15 protein-coding genes are annotated in these 20,721 nt (G+C 43.7%); 1 reads left to right on the top strand and 14 read right to left on the bottom strand.

The genetic code is table 11. From position 1 onward, the window contains the following. Positions 1 to 13 precede the first annotated feature (13 nt). The 10 genes from NYE72_RS07095 to NYE72_RS07050 all read right to left on the bottom strand — a co-directional run bounded on the left by NYE72_RS07095 (position 14) and on the right by NYE72_RS07050 (position 14,447). Positions 14 to 940 (bottom strand): ABC transporter permease subunit, encoded by a 927-nt coding sequence (locus NYE72_RS07095; protein WP_036675807.1) that lies wholly within the window; start codon positions 938 to 940, stop codon positions 14 to 16. A 24-nt stretch (positions 941 to 964) separates the two neighbouring features. Next, a complete protein-coding gene (locus tag NYE72_RS07090; protein WP_038569389.1) occupies positions 965 to 2,263 on the bottom strand; it encodes a 6-phospho-beta-glucosidase in 1,299 nt (432 codons plus the stop codon). Between the two features lie 43 nt (positions 2,264 to 2,306). Beyond that, entirely contained in the window at positions 2,307 to 3,287 is a 981-nt protein-coding gene (locus tag NYE72_RS07085) for a BadF/BadG/BcrA/BcrD ATPase family protein (RefSeq protein WP_036675810.1), read from the bottom strand. 21 nt (positions 3,288 to 3,308) lie between these two features. Next, on the bottom strand, positions 3,309 to 4,298 hold the full coding sequence (locus NYE72_RS07080; RefSeq protein ID WP_244886434.1) for a LacI family DNA-binding transcriptional regulator: 990 nt from the start codon (positions 4,296 to 4,298) through the stop codon (positions 3,309 to 3,311). A gap of 310 nt (positions 4,299 to 4,608) precedes the next feature. Next, positions 4,609 to 8,412, bottom strand: coding sequence for a GH32 C-terminal domain-containing protein (locus tag NYE72_RS07075; protein WP_052096862.1), 3,804 nt, complete (start codon positions 8,410 to 8,412; stop codon positions 4,609 to 4,611). An 86-nt stretch (positions 8,413 to 8,498) separates the two neighbouring features. Further along, complete coding sequence (locus tag NYE72_RS07070) at positions 8,499 to 9,392, bottom strand: ROK family protein (protein ID WP_076098903.1); 894 nt, start codon at positions 9,390 to 9,392, stop codon at positions 8,499 to 8,501. 21 nt (positions 9,393 to 9,413) lie between these two features. Next, positions 9,414 to 10,895: a glycoside hydrolase family 32 protein gene (locus tag NYE72_RS07065; RefSeq protein WP_076098904.1), complete on the bottom strand. Its 1,482-nt coding sequence runs from the start codon at positions 10,893 to 10,895 to the stop codon at positions 9,414 to 9,416. Between the two features lie 57 nt (positions 10,896 to 10,952). Next, the gene (locus NYE72_RS07060; RefSeq protein ID WP_051490876.1) at positions 10,953 to 12,566 is read right to left on the bottom strand and encodes an ABC transporter substrate-binding protein; all 1,614 of its coding nucleotides are present in this window, start codon (positions 12,564 to 12,566) and stop codon (positions 10,953 to 10,955) included. A gap of 61 nt (positions 12,567 to 12,627) precedes the next feature. Then, the gene (locus NYE72_RS07055; protein ID WP_036675818.1) at positions 12,628 to 13,509 is read right to left on the bottom strand and encodes a carbohydrate ABC transporter permease; all 882 of its coding nucleotides are present in this window, start codon (positions 13,507 to 13,509) and stop codon (positions 12,628 to 12,630) included. 17 nt (positions 13,510 to 13,526) lie between these two features. Then, on the bottom strand, positions 13,527 to 14,447 hold the full coding sequence (locus tag NYE72_RS07050; protein WP_076098922.1) for an ABC transporter permease subunit: 921 nt from the start codon (positions 14,445 to 14,447) through the stop codon (positions 13,527 to 13,529). A 465-nt stretch (positions 14,448 to 14,912) separates the two neighbouring features. Between NYE72_RS07050 and NYE72_RS07045 the strand changes: the two genes are divergently transcribed. Further along, positions 14,913 to 15,950 (top strand): LacI family DNA-binding transcriptional regulator, encoded by a 1,038-nt coding sequence (locus tag NYE72_RS07045; RefSeq protein ID WP_076098905.1) that lies wholly within the window; start codon positions 14,913 to 14,915, stop codon positions 15,948 to 15,950. Between the two features lie 104 nt (positions 15,951 to 16,054). Here NYE72_RS07045 and NYE72_RS07040 read toward each other — a convergent pair whose 3' ends face one another. The 4 genes from NYE72_RS07040 to NYE72_RS07025 all read right to left on the bottom strand — a co-directional run bounded on the left by NYE72_RS07040 (position 16,055) and on the right by NYE72_RS07025 (position 20,652). After that, complete coding sequence (locus NYE72_RS07040; RefSeq protein ID WP_176462605.1) at positions 16,055 to 16,861, bottom strand: ATP-binding protein; 807 nt, start codon at positions 16,859 to 16,861, stop codon at positions 16,055 to 16,057. A gap of 322 nt (positions 16,862 to 17,183) precedes the next feature. Beyond that, on the bottom strand, positions 17,184 to 18,581 hold the full coding sequence (locus tag NYE72_RS07035) for an MATE family efflux transporter (RefSeq protein ID WP_036675823.1): 1,398 nt from the start codon (positions 18,579 to 18,581) through the stop codon (positions 17,184 to 17,186). A gap of 281 nt (positions 18,582 to 18,862) precedes the next feature. After that, on the bottom strand, positions 18,863 to 19,732 hold the full coding sequence (locus NYE72_RS07030) for a carbohydrate ABC transporter permease (RefSeq protein WP_076137964.1): 870 nt from the start codon (positions 19,730 to 19,732) through the stop codon (positions 18,863 to 18,865). Continuing rightward, positions 19,729 to 20,652 (bottom strand): sugar ABC transporter permease, encoded by a 924-nt coding sequence (locus NYE72_RS07025; RefSeq protein ID WP_036675826.1) that lies wholly within the window; start codon positions 20,650 to 20,652, stop codon positions 19,729 to 19,731. Before NYE72_RS07025 ends, NYE72_RS07030 begins: the two co-directional genes overlap by 4 nt. Positions 20,653 to 20,721 lie beyond the last annotated feature (69 nt).

The following is a 20,721-nucleotide window of genomic DNA, read 5'->3' as shown; positions in this document are numbered from 1 at the left end:
ATGAGTAGTAGTACTACCAGAGACTAACATCTGCCCGGCGAGCGATTTTGTTGGCCGTCACTAGCAGAATGACACTGATCACCGCCTTGAATAGCCCTACCGCTGTCGCATAAGAGAATCTGGCATTTAAAATCCCAACACGGTACACATAGGTGTCGATAACATCGGAGTAGGGTCGCAGAATTGGATTGGTTGCCAGCAGCAAAATGTCCTCGAAGCCCGCACTGAGCAGACTGCCGATGGCAAGAATCATAAAGATGATGATAATGGGGGTAATGCTGGGGAGTGTAATCAAGTGAATTTGCTTAAACCGGCTTGCTCCATCTATAGAAGCGGCCTCATATAGGGTTGGATCAATGCCTGCAATCGCGGCCAGGTAGACAATGCTCCCGAATCCGACCTCTTTCCACACATTTACGCTTACTAGAATCGACCAGAAGTATTTGGGTAACGCCAGGAAGTTAACTGGTTCCCCTACCAGATTGAATCGCTCCAGCACATAGTTCACCGTCCCGTTGTCAACGGATAACAGCGAAAATACAAAACCGGATACTATAACCCAGGACAGGAAATAAGGTAAATAACTGACGGTCTGGATAATACGTTTAAAGCCCATATTCCCGATTTCATTCAGCATCAGCGCAAGAAGAATCGGGGCAGGAAAAGAGATAATCAATTTAAGCAAGCTGATCACAAGGGTATTTCGCATCACATTCCAGAACTCCGGCGCCTCGAAGAACATTCTGAAATGCATAAATCCAACCCAGGGGCTCTTCATAATGCCGCCAAAAATATCGTATTGCTGGAATGCCATAACCACGCCATACATCGGAATGTAGCTAAAAATGAATACAAAGATAATTCCCGGCCAAACCATGGACTGCAAATCCAATTGACTGATAAATTTCTTCCATCTACGCGGTTTCTCGGCCGTGTTCATCCGCTTTTCCTCCTCTGGACGATTCTAGTGAAACAACGGCAACAACGATTTGTTCTTCTCCAGCATTTCATCCAGCAGTTGTTCAGCTACGGTGACCGAAGGCACGAGCGGATGATGAACCATAGCCTGCAGGGCTATATCCCGGTCTCCGTGCACAGCCGCTTCGATGGTGAGGCTCTCGTATTGTTTGACTGCAGCCAGCAAGCCTTTTACGGGCTGAGGAATTATGCGCAGCGGAATCGGCAGCGGACCTTGCTTGGTGACCATACAATTCACCTCAATGGAGGCATCGTCCGGCAAGAAGTCAATAATTCCGTTATTCCTTACATTCAACGTCTGGATATCGCGGGAATCATTATAAATGGAGCGCATCAGCAGCACTGCCGCCTCCGAGTAGTAGGCTCCGCCGCGCTGTTCCAACTGCTTGGGCTTTTCCTTCAGCTCTACGTTCCGGTACAGTTCAAACAGCTCTTCCTCCACCTTCTTCACTACCTCAGCGCGCGATCCAGTCGTTGCTGCTGCTTCCTTCTGTTCCGCAAGCATCGCGTCCGTCATATAGTAATAGCTCAGGTAATAAGAGGGAATCGCTTTCAAAGCATTCAGAAACCGGTAGTCCCAGGAATCAAACGGCACATTGCTCGCCTTGTAGCTCTGCGGGTAATCAATGAGCTCCTGCAGCTTGCTTTTACCGTCAATCACGATATCGGATACCCAGTGCAGATGGTTGATGCCGACAAACTCCGCGTAGATCTTCTCCATAGGAAGTCCGAAGAACTCGGAGAGCCACTTTTGAAAACCGATCGGTGAGTTGCACAATCCTACGCTTTTTACCGATGAGTATTTGTGAACAGCTTCAGTCACCATACCGGCCGGATTCGTAAAATTCAGCAACCAGGCATCCGGAGCCAGCTCCTCAATGTCTTTGCAAATATCCAGAATGACCGGGATGGTCCGTAGGCCTTTCATCATCCCTCCGGGACCTGTCGTCTCCTGGCCGATGACATTGTATTGAAGCGGAATTAATTCGTCCCATTTGCGCGCTTCCAGCATGCCTACCCGGATTTGCGTGCATACAAAGTCCGCTCCGGCAATGGCTTCCCTGCGTTCCAACGTCTGGACCACGGTAATCGGCAGTCCGGACTCAGCGATCATGCGTTTGCTCAGTTCTGCAATCGTATGCAGCTTCTCCCTTCCCTCCTCAATATCCACCAGCCATACTTCGCGGATGGGAAGCTCTTGGTGATGCAGGATGATGCCTTCAATAAGCTCAGGCGTATACGATGATCCCGCTCCGATGACAACCAGCTTCAATGTTTCCTCCATGATAGACCCTTCCTTCATCTTTTTCATTTTGGTCTTATAAAAACTAGCCTATTGTGTTCGGTACTTTCCCCTGTGATAGATTATCTAGAACCTTCTGATCTACACGCATACCGCTGCTTTCCATAGCCAGAACGACCGATCCTACAACCGGCTCCCGGGTCAAAATCCTTAAAGTGCCATTCGGAGCCGACAACTTCACTCTTCTCTCAATGGCCCGCCGGATGATGCCTGAGCGGTCTCCCTTTGTCAGCAGGCTGCCTGCAAGTACGATGTCGAAGAAGTCCTCCTCCATGCCCAAGCGACGGATGGCCGATACCGCGGCCAAACCCAGCTCATCCCCTTGCTTGACCAGCAGCTCGGTGGCAACCTGGTCCCCTTCCTCTGCCGCTTGAAATAATAGTTCAGCAATATGGGGAGGCAGGTCTCTGAAATGATCCAGGTAATCCTCTCTTAATTCCGACACATTGGAATAGCCCAACAATTGCGTTAAGCGTTCGGTTAGGACCGTCTCCTTCTCTCTTCCCTCATCCGCCCGAAGGACGCTACGGAATACCTCAATACTTAAATCATAGCCACCGCCATAATCCCCGAACCGGTAGCCGAATCCACCACATTGGTATGTAGCACCCAACGGATTTTTACCACTACAGTTCACGCCCGATCCGCAAATCAGCACGATCCCGTAGTTCTTCTCTGTACCTGACCGCAAGGCTATCCATGTATCGCAGGAAATCTCAGTTTGGGGAAGATCAAAGCTGCTGATGATCGGTCGCAAAATCCGGAAATCAGCCTCTCTGTCCGCTCCCGCTAAGCCGAACCAGGAGTAATCCAGCTGATCCTTGGTCAGCCCTGACGCCATAATTGCTTCCGATAGGGCCTGCTGCAAACTGTTCACCGCCTGCTCACGGTTTATTTGATGATTTCCGATCCCACCCTTGCCAACTCCGATGACCTTCCCTTGTTCATCTGCAATCATTGCGTGGGTTTTACTGCCTCCTGCATCAACTCCCAAAAAATACTTCACGGATGATTTCACTCCTAAAATTCAAGGTAATCTAACAGATGCGGTGGATTCACGAATGAGTAGCTGCGGAGCGAGCTTCGTTACAGCGGGCGGCATCACCTCCCCATTGATCATTTTTAGTAGTAAATCAACGCCTATATTGCCCATTTGTGCCTCAGGTTGTCTGACAGTCGTCAACCGCGGGTAAAATTCACCTACGAACTGCTGATCATCAAATCCAACAATTGAGATATCGTGGGGTACTCGAATTCCCTCTTCCCGGAGCGCCTGAACCATTCCAAGAGCAATAAAGTCATCCCCGGAAAAAAAAGCTGTCGGCAGCTTATCTTCGCGGATCCATCTCTTGGCCACCTCATAGCCGCCGCTTACTGTAAAGCTGCAGTATTCCGTTCCGAATGGCGTTAACCCGGCATCCTCGAGCGCTTGGACATAACCTCGCTTACGCTCCGCTACACTTAGAAATACCGAAGGGCCGCCAATATAGGCAATTTGAGTGTGCCCAAGATCGATCAAGTGCTTTGTAGCCTCATACCCGCCTTGATAGTTATCGACCACGACGCTAGGCACATCCTCATGCTGAAACTGGTTATCCAGCAATACAAACGGAATGTTTTTTCTTTTCAGTTCCTCTACATATGCCTTTTCTTCAAGTGGGGACAACAGGATAATTCCGTCAACGCGATCCTTCTGAAACAGGAAATTGTCGCCCTCATCCTCATTCTCGGCGATCGATAGGGCTAAAAAATACCCTTGCGCTGCCAGCTTCCGGTTCACCACGCGAATAACCCGGTCATAGAAAGAGTCGTTAAAGTTGGTAATCGACATCCCGATGACTCCCGTTTTGCCCCTCACAAGACTCCGCGCTGCTGAATTGGGCTGATAATTCAATTCCTCCATAGCTTTCAGCACTTTCTGTCTATTAGCTTCCCGTACAGAGGGTAAATTGTTAAGCACCCTGGATACGGTCACTACAGAGAGTCCCGACTTTTTGGCTACATCATGTATATTCATCTTAGCTTCCATACCTCCGTCACCCGAAAGTTTAAACGATTAAACTTTTTAGGTAAATAAAAAAACCTTACCTTTCGTGATATTTCTATGTTCTGATTGAAAATTGCACACTGAATGTCAGCTTTGCCTTTATCAAGAACACCAAAATTCTTTACAAAAGTTTTAAGGTTTTAACTAATTTACATTCTACTTACATTTCCAATATCCGTCAATACATAAAATGCAGCCAAAACAAAAAGCAACTCATCCGCAGACAAGTTGCTTTTTAGACACGCTATTCCCCCCTTCCCTTGCTTCTATCTTCCTCAGGTTAATTGGTAATTACCCATTTTTGTCGATCAAGAGTAGGATCAAGCTCGCTTAGAGACAGTGTCGTCCCATCCGCCGATACTTCCAGCGCTTTCTTATGATGAGCAGAAATAATACTTACGGTACCATCATCATTCTTGTGAAAAATCCAACGCTGATTGTTATATCCAAGATAAGGGTATAACTGGATTTTATTTTGCCCTGTGTCGAGATCAAGCGCCTGACCGGCTGTTGTACGAATAGAATAAGAACCTGCATCGTCCCCCGTCGGCACGAATACCCACTTCTGATCCGTAGAATCATTTGCATCCTTCAGTGTAACAGCTTCACCATTTGCGAGATTTGCTGTATAAAGGGATTTCTGTAGTTCTGCATTTACTAGACTGGAAGTGGTTAAATTGGCAGGTGTTTCTCCGCTCACGTTAACGTTTTGATATGAAGCATTTCCGCCAAATACATGTAGTCCAAAGCGGCCTTCGGCAAATGTGCCGTCCTGGAGGTCGATGACTTTCTGCCCATCCACATAAACCACGATATGCGGGCCCTTCGCTTCGATTTTCACTTTGTAGGTTTGACCCGGCTGAATGAACGTCGGAACTTTTGCTAGAATCTGACGCTCTTCAATACGGCCGTCGATTTTATAAAACAGACGGATGGACTTCATATTCGGATCCAGATTTAAGTAGTATCCGCTGCGTCCATCTTCGCTGGCACGGAACAACATAGAGCCTGCTCCTCCGGATTTCCCTAACATCATATCTGCTTCATAAGTAAAATCTCCTGCCTGCTTCTCTGCGATATAATTCGCGTCACTCAAGTAATTTCCACGAATCCCATTTTCACCAATGACCCAGGAGGCTGCAGATAGATCTTTAGTCCACCCGCTTAAGTTCGTATGAAATTCACCCCCAGATACCTTAACTAATAAGCTAGCTGATGTCTTCCCATTTGGAGTAGAGACGGTAATGATAGACTCGCCTTCTTTTTTAGCTACAAGGGTTGCCTGGGATTTATCCACCACGTTTAGTTCAACTACATCCTTGTTACTGGAATTCCATTTAAGCGGCTGTGCCCCATTACCGGTACCATTCTCTACCATCGCCAAAAGTATGTCGCTTTGCCCCTTGCTCAGTTCGCGATCACTTGTATCCATCATTATCTTGGTAGCTGAGCCCGTCTCCTGATTCCATACAGAGCCTAACTGATTCACCTTCAGAGATACGACTTTTACGTTGCCTCCTTTGGTGTAAAAACTCAAAGCTCTGCTGGCTGGATCCGGAAAAATGACGTCAGAGAAAACAACTTTACCGTTGTTGCCAAAAACCTCAACAGAAGACTCATCTACAAGGATACGCAGCTTAACTCGCTTGTTCTCCGTTTGCATTGCCGCTTCATGTCTTGTACTAAATAGATTCGAAAAATCCGTCAAACCAGATGCAGACCGATCCACGAAAATCCGACCCTCACTAGGTTTATATCCAACAACCGTTTGCTGACTTCCCCCTACACGAACGTTAAAGCCAAATTCACTAACCTGACTACCTGCTGGAATTTCTACTTCAGCTTCAATTTCGTATGCACCAGAGGTAACCCCTTTCAATAGATTCTGAGAAGAAGGACTCACCTCTTTGTTAGCAGTAGAATACAGCTGATTACGCAGCGATTCCAACTCCTTGATCGGACTTTGAGCGAGCTGAATCCCATCTTTTGTCGTTACTAATGAGACTTCTCTTGGGATTGACAGTACGCCTTTCCAATGGGTTGTTGGAAAAGCAAACGGATAGTCCCAGTTTGTCATCCACGCCATCATTACGCTGCGATGATCTGGCATGTTCGAAAAAGACATTGAAGCGTAGAATTCTTTTCCAAAATCTGTTCGCAAAACTTTCCCTGCTGGATTATCATTAACGAATTTACCTTCCGCTGTTAAATGACCCACAAAATATTCAGCATCTGATCCGCCTGTTTTTGAATTCGCTCCTGTACTAATCATCAGAACCCATTTTTTCTGTGATGTTCCGTCTACCGAAAGCTGAAGCAAATCCGGACATTCCCATACACCGCCGCGAACATATTCCCCGTATCCCCAGCTATCTGTTAGGGTCCAATCAAGTAGATTTGTTGAAGTAAAGAAACGAATATGATCTCCACCGGATACAACCATTACCCATCTGTTATTGTCGTTATCACGAATCACTTTCGGATCACGGAAATCCCAACCTCCGGGCTGCCCTCCATTATCGCCTGGATTTCCGATAACCATAGGACGCGTCTTGGAATATTCCCAAGTACGACCTTGGTCCTTGCTGTATGCAAGACCGATACGCTGATTCCCATTCGGGCCATCGGGATTATAGGAAGTGTAGTAGGCAATCAGCCCCTTGCCTCCTGAATCCCCGAACAAACCTGATGCATTCGTCAAATCTGCCACAGCTGATCCAGACCAGACATGCCCATGATCATTCCACGGCAGCGCAATCGGAAGGCGCTTCCAGTTCAGCATATCTTTACTGACAGAATGTGCCCATGTGCCTCCGTCCTGATGGAATAGATGATATTCTCCATCGAAGTAGACAAGTCCGTTAGGATCACTGGCAGAACCACGAATTGGCGTATAGTGGTATTGAGGACGATATTTTTCATTATAATAACTGCTGGCATCCGTCACATAGGTATCCTGGAAGTAAGCCGTTCCCTGTTTAACGACGATTCCTGCATATCCATCGGTATAGGTTTTATCTGTTAGATCGATCGCAGCCGGGGTGTATCCGTCTAGGAAGACCTGAATTCTGTTTCCCTTCGCCTTTATCTCTACATGATGTTTTGCTCCGGTCTGACTTGGATAGGTTTGCTGTGAACTTGCAATTGTTGCTCCGTTAGCTTTCGTCAAACTTACACGAACCTGATTTCCTTCCTTTGTCAGGGATGCTTCATATCCCTTTGTTCCATCAGCCGATGAACGAAATGCGAGCGCTGCAACAGAATCAGGACGAAGAGATATATTTCCTTCATATACAAAATCAGCAGCTTGTTTATTATAAATTTGCTGTGACTTCATCTGGTTTACTGCCATTCCTTTTTTGCCGTTGATATTAGGCTGCCATTGTCCTTTATTTGTAACCACAGCACCCAGATTTCCTTTCAGGTCGCTTACGATAATATTTTGGAACAAAACAGAACCATTCCATACATTGAGCCCTAGCTTACCAGTACGATACGCATGATCCTGAACCTCAATCACAGATTTATATTCGTTGTCCCAATATACTTTCAGTGATGAACCCTCTGCTTTTACCTTGAGATGATAGATCTCTCCTGCCTTAACAGTAACCTTCCGCTCCTCTTTTAATTTCCCTTCACCATCACTTGCGTCTCGTAAGCGGATCATACCTGCATTCGGAACAATTTGGAGCATGTAGGAACCCCAGCCATCTTCATTAGAACGGAACAATAAGGTCGCGTCCACTTGCATATCCTTGATCATGACATCAGCTTCATAGATAAAATCCTCTGACACCGTTTCGGAGATTGCCATTACATTTTCTTGTGGATCGGAAGTCAGTAAAATCCCTTCAACAGTATCCGCCAACTTACCTTTTCCTTTTATTTGCCAACCTGTCAAGTTTGTGTTTGTTTTGGTTACGCTTTCAAAAATAGAAAGCCCCTCCTTAGCTTGTTTACTTACCTCCTGATCAGCGGGCGCAGCCCACCCAGTACCGGGATTTGCTACATAAATGCCTGCTGAAGTCATAACAAATCCTGTTGCCATGAGAAAGGACAAAACTAATTTTCCTTTATTTTTCATCTTCTTCAGCCTCTTTTCTATCATTAATATTGAAAAACAAGAAGGAGGCCAATTCATTACTGCACTGACCTCCTCTCTATATTCTTTTACAATTGAGCAGAAATCTGACTTTCCAGTGCTGTGAGTCCAAGAGCCAGAGCACCACATAATCCCGCCTGTTGGCCTAGACCTGGTGGAACGATATACTCATCTATGTGTTCTAAAATAGTACTTGAGCTAACATAACCGTTCAGGTTCTGAAGCACGGCCTGCCGAATAAGTGGAAACAATTGTGATTGCTGCATAACACCACCACCCAGAATGATTTTCTGAGGAGAGTTAAGCAATATAGCACCCGTAATCGACTGCGCAATATAAAATGCTTCCATTTCCCATGCAAGGTGATCTATAGGAAGTTCATGTCCCTTCTTCCCCCACCTTGCTTCAATAGCAGGACCTGCCGCCATCCCTTCTAGGCAGTCCCCATGATAGGGACATCCCCCTGGGAATTCATCTTCAGGATGGCGTCTTGTAAGAACATGACCCCCTTCAGGATGCACAAGACCATGAATAAGTTTGCCTTCTGAATACACTCCCACACCAACACCCGTGCCAACTGTATAGTACAAACAGCTGGATAACCCTTGGGCAGCGCCCCATTTGGCTTCACCAAATGCCGCTGCATTGACGTCCGTGTCCCAGCCAAAGGGAACCGAAAAGTATCTTTTCAAAGTGCCCAGCATATCGTAATTTTCCCAACCTGGTTTTGGTGTTGTTGTAACGTAACCATACGTCGGGCTATCTGGGCGTATATCGATTGGACCAAACGATCCAATTCCGATAGCTTCTACTGGTTTGTCTTGAAAATATTGAATAACTTTGGGCAACGTCAACTCAGGATGTTCTGTCGGGAAACTGATCTGATCTTCAATGATCCCATTTTCATTCCCGATGCCACATATAAACTTCGTCCCGCCAGCTTCAATCGCTCCTATACGCATATACAAGACTCCTCTCGGTGACTAATTCTTGTCTTGCTCAGCAGAGAGAGTAAGCTCATAGATATCCAGGGAAATCAGCAAGTCATTCTCATTTTCTGCAAATACAGCAATACCTTTAGATTCTAGTCCAGGGAATATAAGATCCGTAATTACTGCCTGACCTCCATTACTAAACACCTCAACGGAAGAGCAATCCACATAAATACGGAGATCATTTGACTCATCAAGCGCTGCGAGTTTGGCTGAATGATGTCCTACGAAATGTTCATGGAAATCATGCTGGCCCGAAGCCTTCCGGTCTACATAAAGTTCCTCTGTGTCACCGTTGATACCGATCACTGTTTGTTCATCCGCACCAATTCTTACTTTGAAACCTACAGATTTACCCCGAGTGAACTCAGCTATAATCTCATAAGATTCCAAGCGAATCTCTTTAAGAAGAGTATTGATTTCTTGCACCGTTGCATTTTTTATAGAAAGGACTTGTACACGAGCTGATTCCAACTCTTGTACCGGCTTCTGCACAAGAAAAGTTCCCCCTTGTCTTGATTCGAGCTGAAGTTCTCTTGCAATTGTCATCGCACCACGGAATTCTTCTGCTGGCGTCTTGTTAGCATACATCCAGTTGCTCATCCAGCCGATAAATAGTCTTCTTCCATCCTCAGCCGGTATATCGGACCAGCTTACACCTGCATAGTTATCTCTTCCATAATCAAGCCAGCGAACTTTAATCGAATCTTCATCTGGCGTGAACACTTCTCCATCAAAATCCCCTGTAAAATACTGTGTTCTTGATCCTTCCACAAAAGCGGGATCCGCACCGATGCTCACTAGCATCACCCATTTCGTGTTCGAAGGATCGCCATCAATGGCCAGCGGGAACAAGTCCGGGCATTCCCATACCCCGTCATGAGAACCGATTCCTTCTCCGAATTCACTGGCAAATGTCCAGTTCATCAGATCAGAAGAATGATATAGACACACCGTTTGGCCACAAGCTACAATCATCACCCATTTATTAGTATCTTTATTCCAAAATACTTTCGGGTCACGGAAATCAATGAATGTATCATGTTCAAGTACCGGATTCCCATCATATTTCGTCCAGGTTCTTCCGTTATCTTTACTATAGGCCAAGCTTTGACGCTGAATGGCTGGCTTGCCTTCCGGCATATCCAAATGGTGTGTAAAAATTGCTACTAGACCTGGTTTATCTTCAAAAAATCCAGTCGTATTGTTCCAGTCGACTACGGCACTGCCGGAAAAAATCATACCTAATTCATCTGGAGCAAGAGCGATAGGCAGCTCCTCCCATGTAACAAGATCCTTACTGACCGCATGGCCCCAGTGCATAGCGCCCATAGTCATTCCACCTGGATGGTGCTGAAAAAACAAATGATATTCATCCTCAAAATAAACCATTCCGTTTGGATCATTCATCCACTTTTCCTTAGGCGAAAAATGATACACTCCGCGGTAATTTTGTTTCGCAATCGTAGACATTATTGTTTTCTCCTTTACTCCCGAACACGGTCTTTACCGTATATTATTTATAGTTTATTATTTGCTTGCTCTGTCATAGCCGCCTTGTTTAATTTCAAGCCATTCTTGCAAGCCCAGACGGTCCAATTCTTTCAGGTATTCATCCCACTGCGCTTCAACTTTACCGTTTTGGTACCATTCAGTACGCATTCTAAGCACGTAGGCAAAAAGATCCGTCTCAATTGTCGTTAGGCGATCAAGCTCTTGAATGGAGTGGAATACACTCGGCATTACGTTTTCTGCTTTCATTTTTGGCGCCATGATGTTCTTGATAATATCCATTCTGCCTTTGGCATCATCCGGCATGGTTGTGAATTTGCCATAATAGGAATCAAGGATAGCTAATGGTCCACCGACACTTGTTTTCTCACGTAGTTCTACAGGAGCTGCACCCTCCAGCGGCAAATGTTTCAGCATTTCTTTTTCTTTATCAAATTCGAAGATATTTTGCTGTTTATCGTCTCCATACGTTCCCCAGTTGTTCTGTACAGATTGAATCGGATCGTAGAGTTGATCAACCCATTTCGCTGTCGTTTCTAAGTTCTTATTGGCGCTAGTAACAACCATCTTGCCTCTGCCCAAACCAAGCGCGTTCGTTCTTGTTACGTTAACTTCACCATCTGGTCCAGCAAGCGGAGGCATAACCTCGTAAGTGTCATTTGCTCCAGTGATGTTGGCTTTATCCCATGAGAAGTAAAGTCCGTATCTCTGATCCTTCCCTTTTGCAAGGTAAGTACTCCAGTCCTGTGTATAGGCTTCAATATCAATGAGTCCTTCTTTATACAGCTCGTTAATAAAAGAAACGGCTTCTTTGTAGTCATCTTGTGACGCCGTAAATATTACCTTTCCATCATTGCTCACAACCGCATGGTCAGGGTTCTCACCCAATCCGAACGAAGCAAATAGGAAAACCAGATCTTCTGCTCCAGGCTTGTTAATAAAGGACAGAGGAATTTCGTCAGCCTTACCGTTGCCATTTGGATCTTTTGTCTTGAATGCAATTAATACTTCTTTTAATTCTTCTGTTGTCGTAGGCATATCAAGGCCCAGCTTCTCAAGCCATTCCACATTGATCCAAGGCATACTGTCTACCGCCTGGATTCTTTCTTTGCCATTGCCCAGCTCTTCGATCCACGGAAAGGCATAAATATTACCGTCTGGTGCCGTAATCATACTCTTGTATTCCGGTGCTTCTTCCAGCACCTTTTTGAAGTTGGGCATATTGTTCTCGATGAGATCATTCAGCGGAATAATGGCACCGTCTTTAGCAAGCTTGAGCAGCTCATAGTCGCTATAGTCCGCATTAAAAATCGCATCAGGAAGATCACCGCTTGCCACAGCCAAGTTTCTTTTTTCAACAAATACGTCTTTCGTGAAATTCTTCCAATTAATATGAACATTCGTCTTTTCTTCAAGACGCTTATTAATCAGTTTTTCATTTGGATCAACTGGTGCAAGTGGAGAGCTTTGCGTAATAAAGTTCAAAGTTACTTTACCGCTGGCGTCCTGTTCTTTACTAGCCGCACTTCCCCCTCCTCCTCCGCCACCGCATGCAGTAAGGAACATAAACGAAGCAAGTACAGATGCAGAAGCTACTTTCGTTGATACTCTTGATTTCTTAATTCTTTTCATAGGGTATGACCTCCAAATTAGATATGAATGAATTAATCTTTATCTATGTGCAGCCTGTTTCCTACTTAAGGGAACCGACCATAACACCTTTTTCAAAGTACTTCTGGAAGAACGGATACATAACAATAAGTGGCAAACTGGAAACAACGATGGCAGCGTACTTGATGATTTCAGACAATCGTTTCATTTCCGCCATGGCGAGTTGATCGCTGATCATGCCCGGATCTACCTGATTCTGGATCAAGATGGAACGCAACACGAGCTGCAGTGGATGAAGATTCGGATTATCTAAATAGATCATCGCGTCAAAATAGGAATTCCATTGGCCCACAAAGGCATAAAGAGCGAGCACGAAAACAATCGGTTTGGAGAGCGGTAATACGACACTGAAGAAGATCCGCATCTCCGAAGCTCCGTCTACATTAGCGGCTTCCTTCATTTCATTCGGTACTCCTTTGAAGAAAGTTCTAGAGAGAATGATGTTCCATACATTAACTGCCCCTGGAATAATCACCGCCCAGACTGTATCAAGCAGACCAAGATTCTTAACGAGCAGATAGGTTGGTATAAGCCCACCCCCAAAGAACATGGTGATAATAAACAAGGTCATGAAGAATCCTTTTCCTTTGAGCCTGTCATCAGACAGTGCGTACCCTGCACAGATAGAGACGAGAACGGTAAGCATAGCAAATGAAACAGAGTATAAAACAGAGTTTCCAAAACCTCGGATCATGGCCGGATTAGAAAGAATTTTTATATACCCTTCTAATGACCAATCCGAAAGGTTGAATGATAATCCTTTACTGAGCAGAACTGATGGATCCATAAAAGATGCAATCACTACATAAATCAAAGGAAGTACAATGATAAGTACGGCCAGCGTCAGGAAGATCGCGTTAAGCACGACGATAAAGCGATCTAATCCGGAATGTTTAATGGGCATAGCTTGTTGCTCCTTTCTTAGTAAAGACCTTCGCCCTCATTCAGTTTCTTCACGGTGAAGTTAACGGTGATGAGCAGGACGATGTTGATGATAGAGTTAAACAATCCTACTGCGGCTGAATAGGCATAATCGCCCGACTGCAAACCAATTTTATAAACGTAAGTCGGAATGATTTCTGAGGTTGGCAAGTTCATCGCCGTTTGCATGAGATAGGCTTTTTCGAAGCCAATGGACATAATCCCACCAGCTGCAAGGATAAATACAATAGCCATAATTGGACGAATGGTTGGCAAATCGATATGGCGTATTCTTTGTAGAAGATTAGCGCCGTCAAGATTGGCTGCATTATGTAACTCAGGATCGACATTAGCAAGCGCTGCTACATAAATAATGGATGCCCAACCGGCTCCGGTCCAAATATCGGACAGAATGTAGATCGAACGGAAGTACTCCGGACGAGACATGAACATGATTGGTTCACCTGTAAGCCAGGTAAAAAACTGGTTAATCGGTCCCGTTGGGGACAAGAAGATAAACAACATCCCGACCACAACGACAACAGAAATAAAGTTAGGTGCATACAAGAACAATTGAATGTTCTTTTTGACGCCTGCACGGCGAATTTGATTTAACATCAACGCAAGCAGGATAGGAATTGGAAAACTCAGAATTAATCCGAAGAAACTTAATTTAAGCGTATTCATAAAGATAACTTCGAAGTTGGGGGATGACAGGAATTTCTCGAAGTTGTAAAAGCCTACCCATTCACTTCCCATAATCCCTTTGATTGGGCTGAAATCTTTAAAGGCGATAATCGCACCATACATAGGACCGTATTTAAAAATCAGGGTCAGGATCACAGCTGGTGCGAGCAAAATATAAAGAAAGTAGTACTTCTTTAGATAGTCTAGTAAGGAGCTCTTATGTTTGGTCACCATTGTTCTGTGTTCAGCTTCTATTAGGTTTTGCAATGCCTTTACCTCCGTTCTTATCAATGTTTATATCTTGATGCAGTAAGGGCTTTCAATTGGCTTATGTCCTGCTGCTTTTACAATTTACCAAACACTTAATCGTTCGTCAATACATTTTGTAAAAATATTTATGTGCATATGACAAAGTATTATGTTCATAAATGATGCATATAATTTTACATAATTACAAATACAGCCAATTTAAATAGGATTATATACTTTAAAGTCAACATATTCTCATGAAGATGAAAAGAATAATACCTTTTTTGCACACTTATCCGCCGATAAAATGTAAACTAAATTGTGCATTTGTAAATATCATATTGCTATTTTGAGTAAACTAATATACATTAAAGAGAGTTGGAATCATGCCAAATAGTACACTATTTGTGGCGAAGGTTAAGAACAAGAATATAGAGGTGAATTACATAGATGGCCAGGGAAAAAGTAACCATACAAGACATCGCGGATGCTTTAGGAATCTCCAGAAATACAGCTTCCAAAGCCTTAAATGGAACGAATGGTATACCTGATGAAACTAGAAACAAGGTTATAAAGAAAGCGATAGAGTTAAAATATAAACAATTTGCTTTTATGGACACCGAGAGTGTTCAACCAAGAAACTCTGGAAATATCGCTTTATTAACAGAAAACTTACCTAACACTTCCCACTTTGGATCGAAACTGATCAGTGGCATGGAGAAACGAATCAGTGCAGAAGGATATAATTTATCCATGCACATTATAAGAGACATTGATCAGGAGTCCCTGTCTCTTCCAAATAATTTTGATGTCGCCAATGTAGACGGAATTATTTGTATTGAGTTGTTCAATTCGGAATATAGTAAGCTAATTACAAGTCTAGGCATTCCAACTATTTTCATCGACTGTTCTGCAGATATCTGCTACCCTGAATTCCAAGCAGATGTACTTCTCATGGAAAACGAACATAGCACATATCAACTTACAAAAAAGTTAATTGATGGCGGTTACACATCACTGGGGTTCATCGGGGACTATAATCACTGTAGGAGCTTTAATGAAAGATGGGTGGGCTTTAATCGCGCATTGATAGAATCTGGCATCCAGCTTGATCTCTCACAATGTATTCTCGATGACGATCGACTATTTTTTTCGAATCCGGAGTGGGCAGATACTAGGCTGAGTCAAATCAATGAGCTTCCTTCTGCTTTCGTGTGTGCTAACGATTATATTGCGGTTACCTTTATGAAGTCACTCAAAAACATGCTTTCCATTCCTAATGACATCGTCATTTGTGGTTTTGATAATGGTCCTGAATCAAACATTGTTGAACCCCATCTCACTACTGTTCATATTTATAGTAATCAGATGGGTGTCAAAGCAGCCGAAATGCTACTTTCCCGAATTCATGATCCGAAGCAACCCTATCAGGTTTCTCATATTTATACCAAACTCATCATAAGAGACTCTACACCTAATATCAGTTGATGAATTTAAAAAGAACCCAAGCGATTAATAATTCCGTCGCTGGGGTTCTTTTTTTTCGTTGAATTGTTCCAATTACAATATCCTGTATATATAATCGCCCACAATTAGTTTATGGAAGGATTGTATTCTTCATAGGATAGAACAATATGCTCTCGTTTTAGCAGACAATGCTCTATGATCGCCTTACGTTTCGCTTTCAGGACAATTTGTTCAATATCAGCAAAACTGCAACCGGAAAGACGTTCGCATGCCTCCTCCATCAACCCAGCTTCACTTTCAAAGTCATTAATTAACAGTTCAACATATTGACGCCTACTTGATTCATCCGGGTTGGAATAAATCATTTTTGTATCAAACCTTCGCCAAATAGCTCTATCCAGTTCATTTTCTAGGTTCGTCGCTGCTACAAAAATGCTATTGTCACCAAAATCATCGAGACATTGCAGCAGTGTATTCACCGCACGGGCCATTTCTTTAACCTCGTCATTACTCTCCCGTGTTCTTGCAATGGCATCAAACTCATCCAGGAAAAGAACACAAGGAGATGCTTTGGCATACTCAAATATTTTCCGGATATTACTTCCTGTCTCACCCAAATGGCTGTGAATAATTGCATCAAGTCTAACCAGGATAAGTGGAAGCTCCAGCATTTGCGCCATATAAAATGCAGTAAGTGTTTTCCCTGTGCCCGGTGGACCATACATAACCACTTTATTGGGAATGGGAACTCGATGTTCTTCAAAGCTTCCCCTCATACCTAAGATCGTAATGAATTCTTCGACAATCTTTCGATTCATATCGGGTAGGACGAGATGTCTAACCTTTTTGGCACATTCTTTGGGTGTATAATAGGTACCCATATCAATCCCTTTTGCTCTGGGTAGACGTTGATTGTTGCTGCTTTTGTTCATTATTTATTAAAGCTCCTTTAAAATGGTTATTTTCAAGAAATCCAAAAGATCCTTTCTGAATCCAGTTCAACCTGCGCTAATTGCCGCTCGAAGTCCTCGTGAGGAACGATAGAGTCCGCTTTTGACCATTCATTATCCACAAATCAATTCAACTTCCAAATTATATTTATTCGTAATTATTACGATTTAAAATATCATACTTTCTTTTTGTTTATAATGTCAACCAGTAGCACAAAAAAGAGCCTTATAGTTCCAAGGCTCTTTTGGGGTATATCTATTAAATTGTCCATCCAGGCAAAGCAGAAGTTCCAGCATCTTACCTTCACATATTGTAAGTCCTGGCTAGCTTGGACTTAGCTCTGAGCCGGGTGAATTCCTTAGTTACCAGGATTACCGTCCACACTACAACCACAGTATCAATCACAAGCGAACCCCAATATACTCCGGAGACGCCTAACCATCTTGGCAAAACAAGCATCACTGGCACATAAAAAACAAGTTGTCTGGTGATGCCGATAACGGCCGCCGGCTTCCCTTTATTAATCGCAGGGAAAAAGGTCATGGCCATAAAAATGAGCGACAATAACGGCAGAACCGCCATGTTCAACCGGAAATATAACATTTCGCTGGTTTTAAAGATTTGATCCGGCAGCATTAGTCCCAGAATGGAAGCCGGCGAGATCATGGAAATTATCCAGAAAGGCAAAGTCAGCAGCATGGAGACGAGTGTGAATATTTTATAGGCTTTGATGGCGCGCTCATACTGTTCTGCTCCAAAATTAATGCCGATGACTGGCTGCAAGGCGCGCATTAATCCGAATATCGGCGTCAACAGGAAGGTGAATACACGGAAAACCACACCATAAAATGCAATATCTGCTGTAGTCCCGTATCTCGACAGTGCATTAAATACTACAACAGCCTGTACCAGATTCATAAAGTTCATAATGAAAGAGGACATTCCCAGTCCAACTATGGATTTGATTGTGGCAGCATCCCGATAGATTGCAAAGACATTCGTTCGGAATGAGGCAAATCCTTTGCCAAAATAAATCCATCCCAGCAAGGTGTAGACCAGCATCCCGATATTTGTAGCCCAGGCAGCACCCTCTACTCCAAAATCCAGCCAGGCTACCAGAATATAATTGGACAATACATCAACTGCCAGTCCAATGCCCATTACCACGGCTGCCGATTTCATTTTCCCTTCGGCACGCACAATCATATTGGCAGCCAGTCCATAAATCCAGAAAAATGAACCGATCACCGTAATTCTAAAATAGCTGTCTCCAAGAGCCAGAGTTTCCCCTTCTCCTCCCATAATTCGCACCAGCTGTGTGGAGAAAAGTAAACCTAACACCATATAGACAAGCGTTACAAGGATGGACAGATAATTAACATTCCCCATCAAACGTTTCTGCATTTCTTTGTCCTGCCTGCCGAGGGCTAAACTTAAAGCAGAACCGGCACCCACCCCGATCAAGGAGCCCAGTCCCAAGCTGATCTGGGTTAAAGGATAAGCTACCGAAACCCCAGCCAGTGCTTCCTCTCCGACAAACCTTCCCACAAATACAGCGGCAATAACCGCATTTAAGCCATAGAGAACCATTGCGATGATAGCGGGCCATGATAACTGGACCATAATATTCCATAGATTACCGTTGAGAATAAAATGCGTCTGCTTGTCTTTGCTGTTGTTTATCTGTGTTACAGTGTTCATAATGTGGATTTTCTCTCCTTCTTTTGACTGAATATGCGAAGTCCTCGTTCAAAGATTTACGGGACTCCTTACATTAACAAGTCTATAAGACAGGATGGCTAGCAACTACCGCAAAAGGGATTGTTTCTATCTCATAAAGGATTTTATCTTTAAATTTATATTTTCACAGCACAAATAAAGGGCACCTTATACCGCCAGGCTCGGAACTTAAGCCTTAGCAGAAAGGTGCCCCCATTAACACTTCAGAGCAGATTACAGTGCGCTATCTTTAGCCATTGGAGCTAATTTTTCAGTCCTGTCAACGTGATTCCTTCTACGAAATATTTTTGACCAATCAGATAAAAAATGACGCCCGGCGCAAAGGACATACACGTAGCCGCCATCGTCAGCGACCAGTCCTGCTTTAGTTGGCCTCTAAAAGCGGTTAGTCCCAAGGCTATCGTATACTTATCGCTTGAGTTTATGTAAATCATCTGTTGAAGTAGATCATTCCATAAACCGATAAAGATAAATAATGCCACAACGATCATTGCAGATTTAATGGCCGGCATAATAATGCTGAACAAAATGCGGTAATATCCAGCACCATCGATCGTTGCTGCTTGATCAAGCTCTCTTGGAATAGACATGATAAACTGCCTAATCAAAAAGATATTAAAAGCGCCACCACCACAGAAATAAGGCAAAATCAACGGCAGATAGCTGTCATGGATTCCTAAGCCTCTCGTCCACCCAATATATAGCGGAATAAGAGTAACCATGGCAGGTAGAAGCATCGAACCGACACAAAGCGCCCAAATCAATTTTTTGCCCCGAAAACGCAGTCTTGCAAAGGCATAACCGCATAAGGTCGCTGTAAAGGTTCCTGCCAAACAAGCGGGTACAATAATAATCATGGTGTTCCATAAATATTTCCAAAACTTAAAAATCTCTAGCGTTTCTGCATAGTTTGAAAACAACCAACTTCCTGGCAGCAGTGAAGGCGGATATTTGTATATCTCGGCATTCGACATGAGCGACGTGCGAAATATCCACCAGATTGGAAAGAGCACGAGTATAGTAAAAAAAATGACGACGACAAACGAGATCAGGTTCATCCATTGATTATTACGTTTTTTACTCTTTAATCTTCCGTATGTGGCTACACTCATTTGTCATCGCCTCCTTCATTAAAAATCCATAGATTGGAGGTTTTGAATAATACACCAGTAAAGCCTGCAAGAATAACAAAAATAACGGCCGTTGTTGCACAAGCATACCCTAATTTATAATTTACAAAAGCTTGATCATACATCAGATAAGTTAAAAATCGTGAAGAATTACCCGGGCCGCCATTCGTTAATGAAAGAGCCGGCGTAACAATTTGGAGATTGGCAATCAAGCTCATTAGCAAATTATAAAAGATAATGGGCGACATGCACGGTAAAGTGATATGCAAGAATCGTTTCCATCCATTCGCACCATCCATTTCAGCCGCTTCATGGTAGACGACCGGAACATTTTGCAGCCCCGCTAAGAAAATAACAATTAAGTTACCTGACAGCCAAACTGAAATCAAGGATAGAGATGGAACAACATAGCTGGAATCCGCGATAAAAGAAACTTTGTTCAAACCAATCTCAGAGAGAATAAAGTTAAAAAATCCAAAATTAGCTTCGTATAACCAAGACCATCCTACATATATCGCGGCTGCCGGCAAAACGTACGGTACATAGAAAACAGCTCGGAAAAACCCTCTTGCCGGAATTTTACGATTCAGTAGCATCGCGATAAAAAGTGAATAAATCATGCCTCCAACTACCGATAAAACGGCAAAGTAGACCGTAGCTATAATAGAATCTTTAATATAAGGATCAGTGGTAAATAGATTAATATAATTCTCGAAGCCAATAAATTTGGGGTCTGAAAGTCCCGTCCAATTCGTTAAGCTGATCCCGAGCACCCCAATAAGAGGTAAATACGTTAGAAAGATCAGCCCAATGAAGGCAGGGATCAATAATATATACGCGGCTCGTGCCTCACCTGCATGAATACGTGAACGACGTTTCGGAGATCTATTAATTATTTCCATCTCTATATCCCCACCTGAAGATCATAATATGGCCGCCGCGGGTGTGAGCTTGGCAGCGGCCATTCTTTT

The sequence above is a fragment of the Paenibacillus sp. FSL L8-0333 genome (assembly GCF_037965665.1).
GTDB classification, from domain to species: domain Bacteria; phylum Bacillota; class Bacilli; order Paenibacillales; family Paenibacillaceae; genus Paenibacillus_AQ; species Paenibacillus_AQ odorifer.
The sequence above is the reverse complement of the archived record's forward strand: the minus strand, read 5'-3'. Positions and strand labels throughout refer to the sequence as shown.

Excerpts from the sequence above, each read along its gene's own strand:
- NYE72_RS07095 (WP_036675807.1), bottom strand. The coding sequence starts at position 940 with ATGAACACGGCCGAGAAACCGCGTAGATGGAAGAAATTTATCAGTCAA.
- NYE72_RS07090 (WP_038569389.1), bottom strand. The coding sequence starts at position 2,263 with ATGGAGGAAACATTGAAGCTGGTTGTCATCGGAGCGGGATCATCGTAT.
- NYE72_RS07080 (WP_244886434.1), bottom strand. The coding sequence starts at position 4,298 with ATGAATATACATGATGTAGCCAAAAAGTCGGGACTCTCTGTAGTGACC.
- NYE72_RS07075 (WP_052096862.1), bottom strand. The coding sequence starts at position 8,412 with ATGAAAAATAAAGGAAAATTAGTTTTGTCCTTTCTCATGGCAACAGGA.
- NYE72_RS07070 (WP_076098903.1), bottom strand. The coding sequence starts at position 9,392 with ATGCGTATAGGAGCGATTGAAGCTGGCGGGACGAAGTTTATATGTGGC.
- NYE72_RS07065 (WP_076098904.1), bottom strand. The coding sequence starts at position 10,895 with ATGTCTACGATTGCGAAACAAAATTACCGCGGAGTGTATCATTTTTCG.
- NYE72_RS07060 (WP_051490876.1), bottom strand. The coding sequence starts at position 12,566 with ATGAAAAGAATTAAGAAATCAAGAGTATCAACGAAAGTAGCTTCTGCA.
- NYE72_RS07055 (WP_036675818.1), bottom strand. The coding sequence starts at position 13,509 with ATGCCCATTAAACATTCCGGATTAGATCGCTTTATCGTCGTGCTTAAC.
- NYE72_RS07050 (WP_076098922.1), bottom strand. The coding sequence starts at position 14,447 with ATGGTGACCAAACATAAGAGCTCCTTACTAGACTATCTAAAGAAGTAC.
- NYE72_RS07045 (WP_076098905.1), top strand. The coding sequence starts at position 14,913 with ATGGCCAGGGAAAAAGTAACCATACAAGACATCGCGGATGCTTTAGGA.
- NYE72_RS07040 (WP_176462605.1), bottom strand. The coding sequence starts at position 16,861 with ATGAACAAAAGCAGCAACAATCAACGTCTACCCAGAGCAAAAGGGATT.
- NYE72_RS07035 (WP_036675823.1), bottom strand. The coding sequence starts at position 18,581 with ATGAACACTGTAACACAGATAAACAACAGCAAAGACAAGCAGACGCAT.
- NYE72_RS07030 (WP_076137964.1), bottom strand. The coding sequence starts at position 19,732 with ATGAGTGTAGCCACATACGGAAGATTAAAGAGTAAAAAACGTAATAAT.
- NYE72_RS07025 (WP_036675826.1), bottom strand. The coding sequence starts at position 20,652 with ATGGAAATAATTAATAGATCTCCGAAACGTCGTTCACGTATTCATGCA.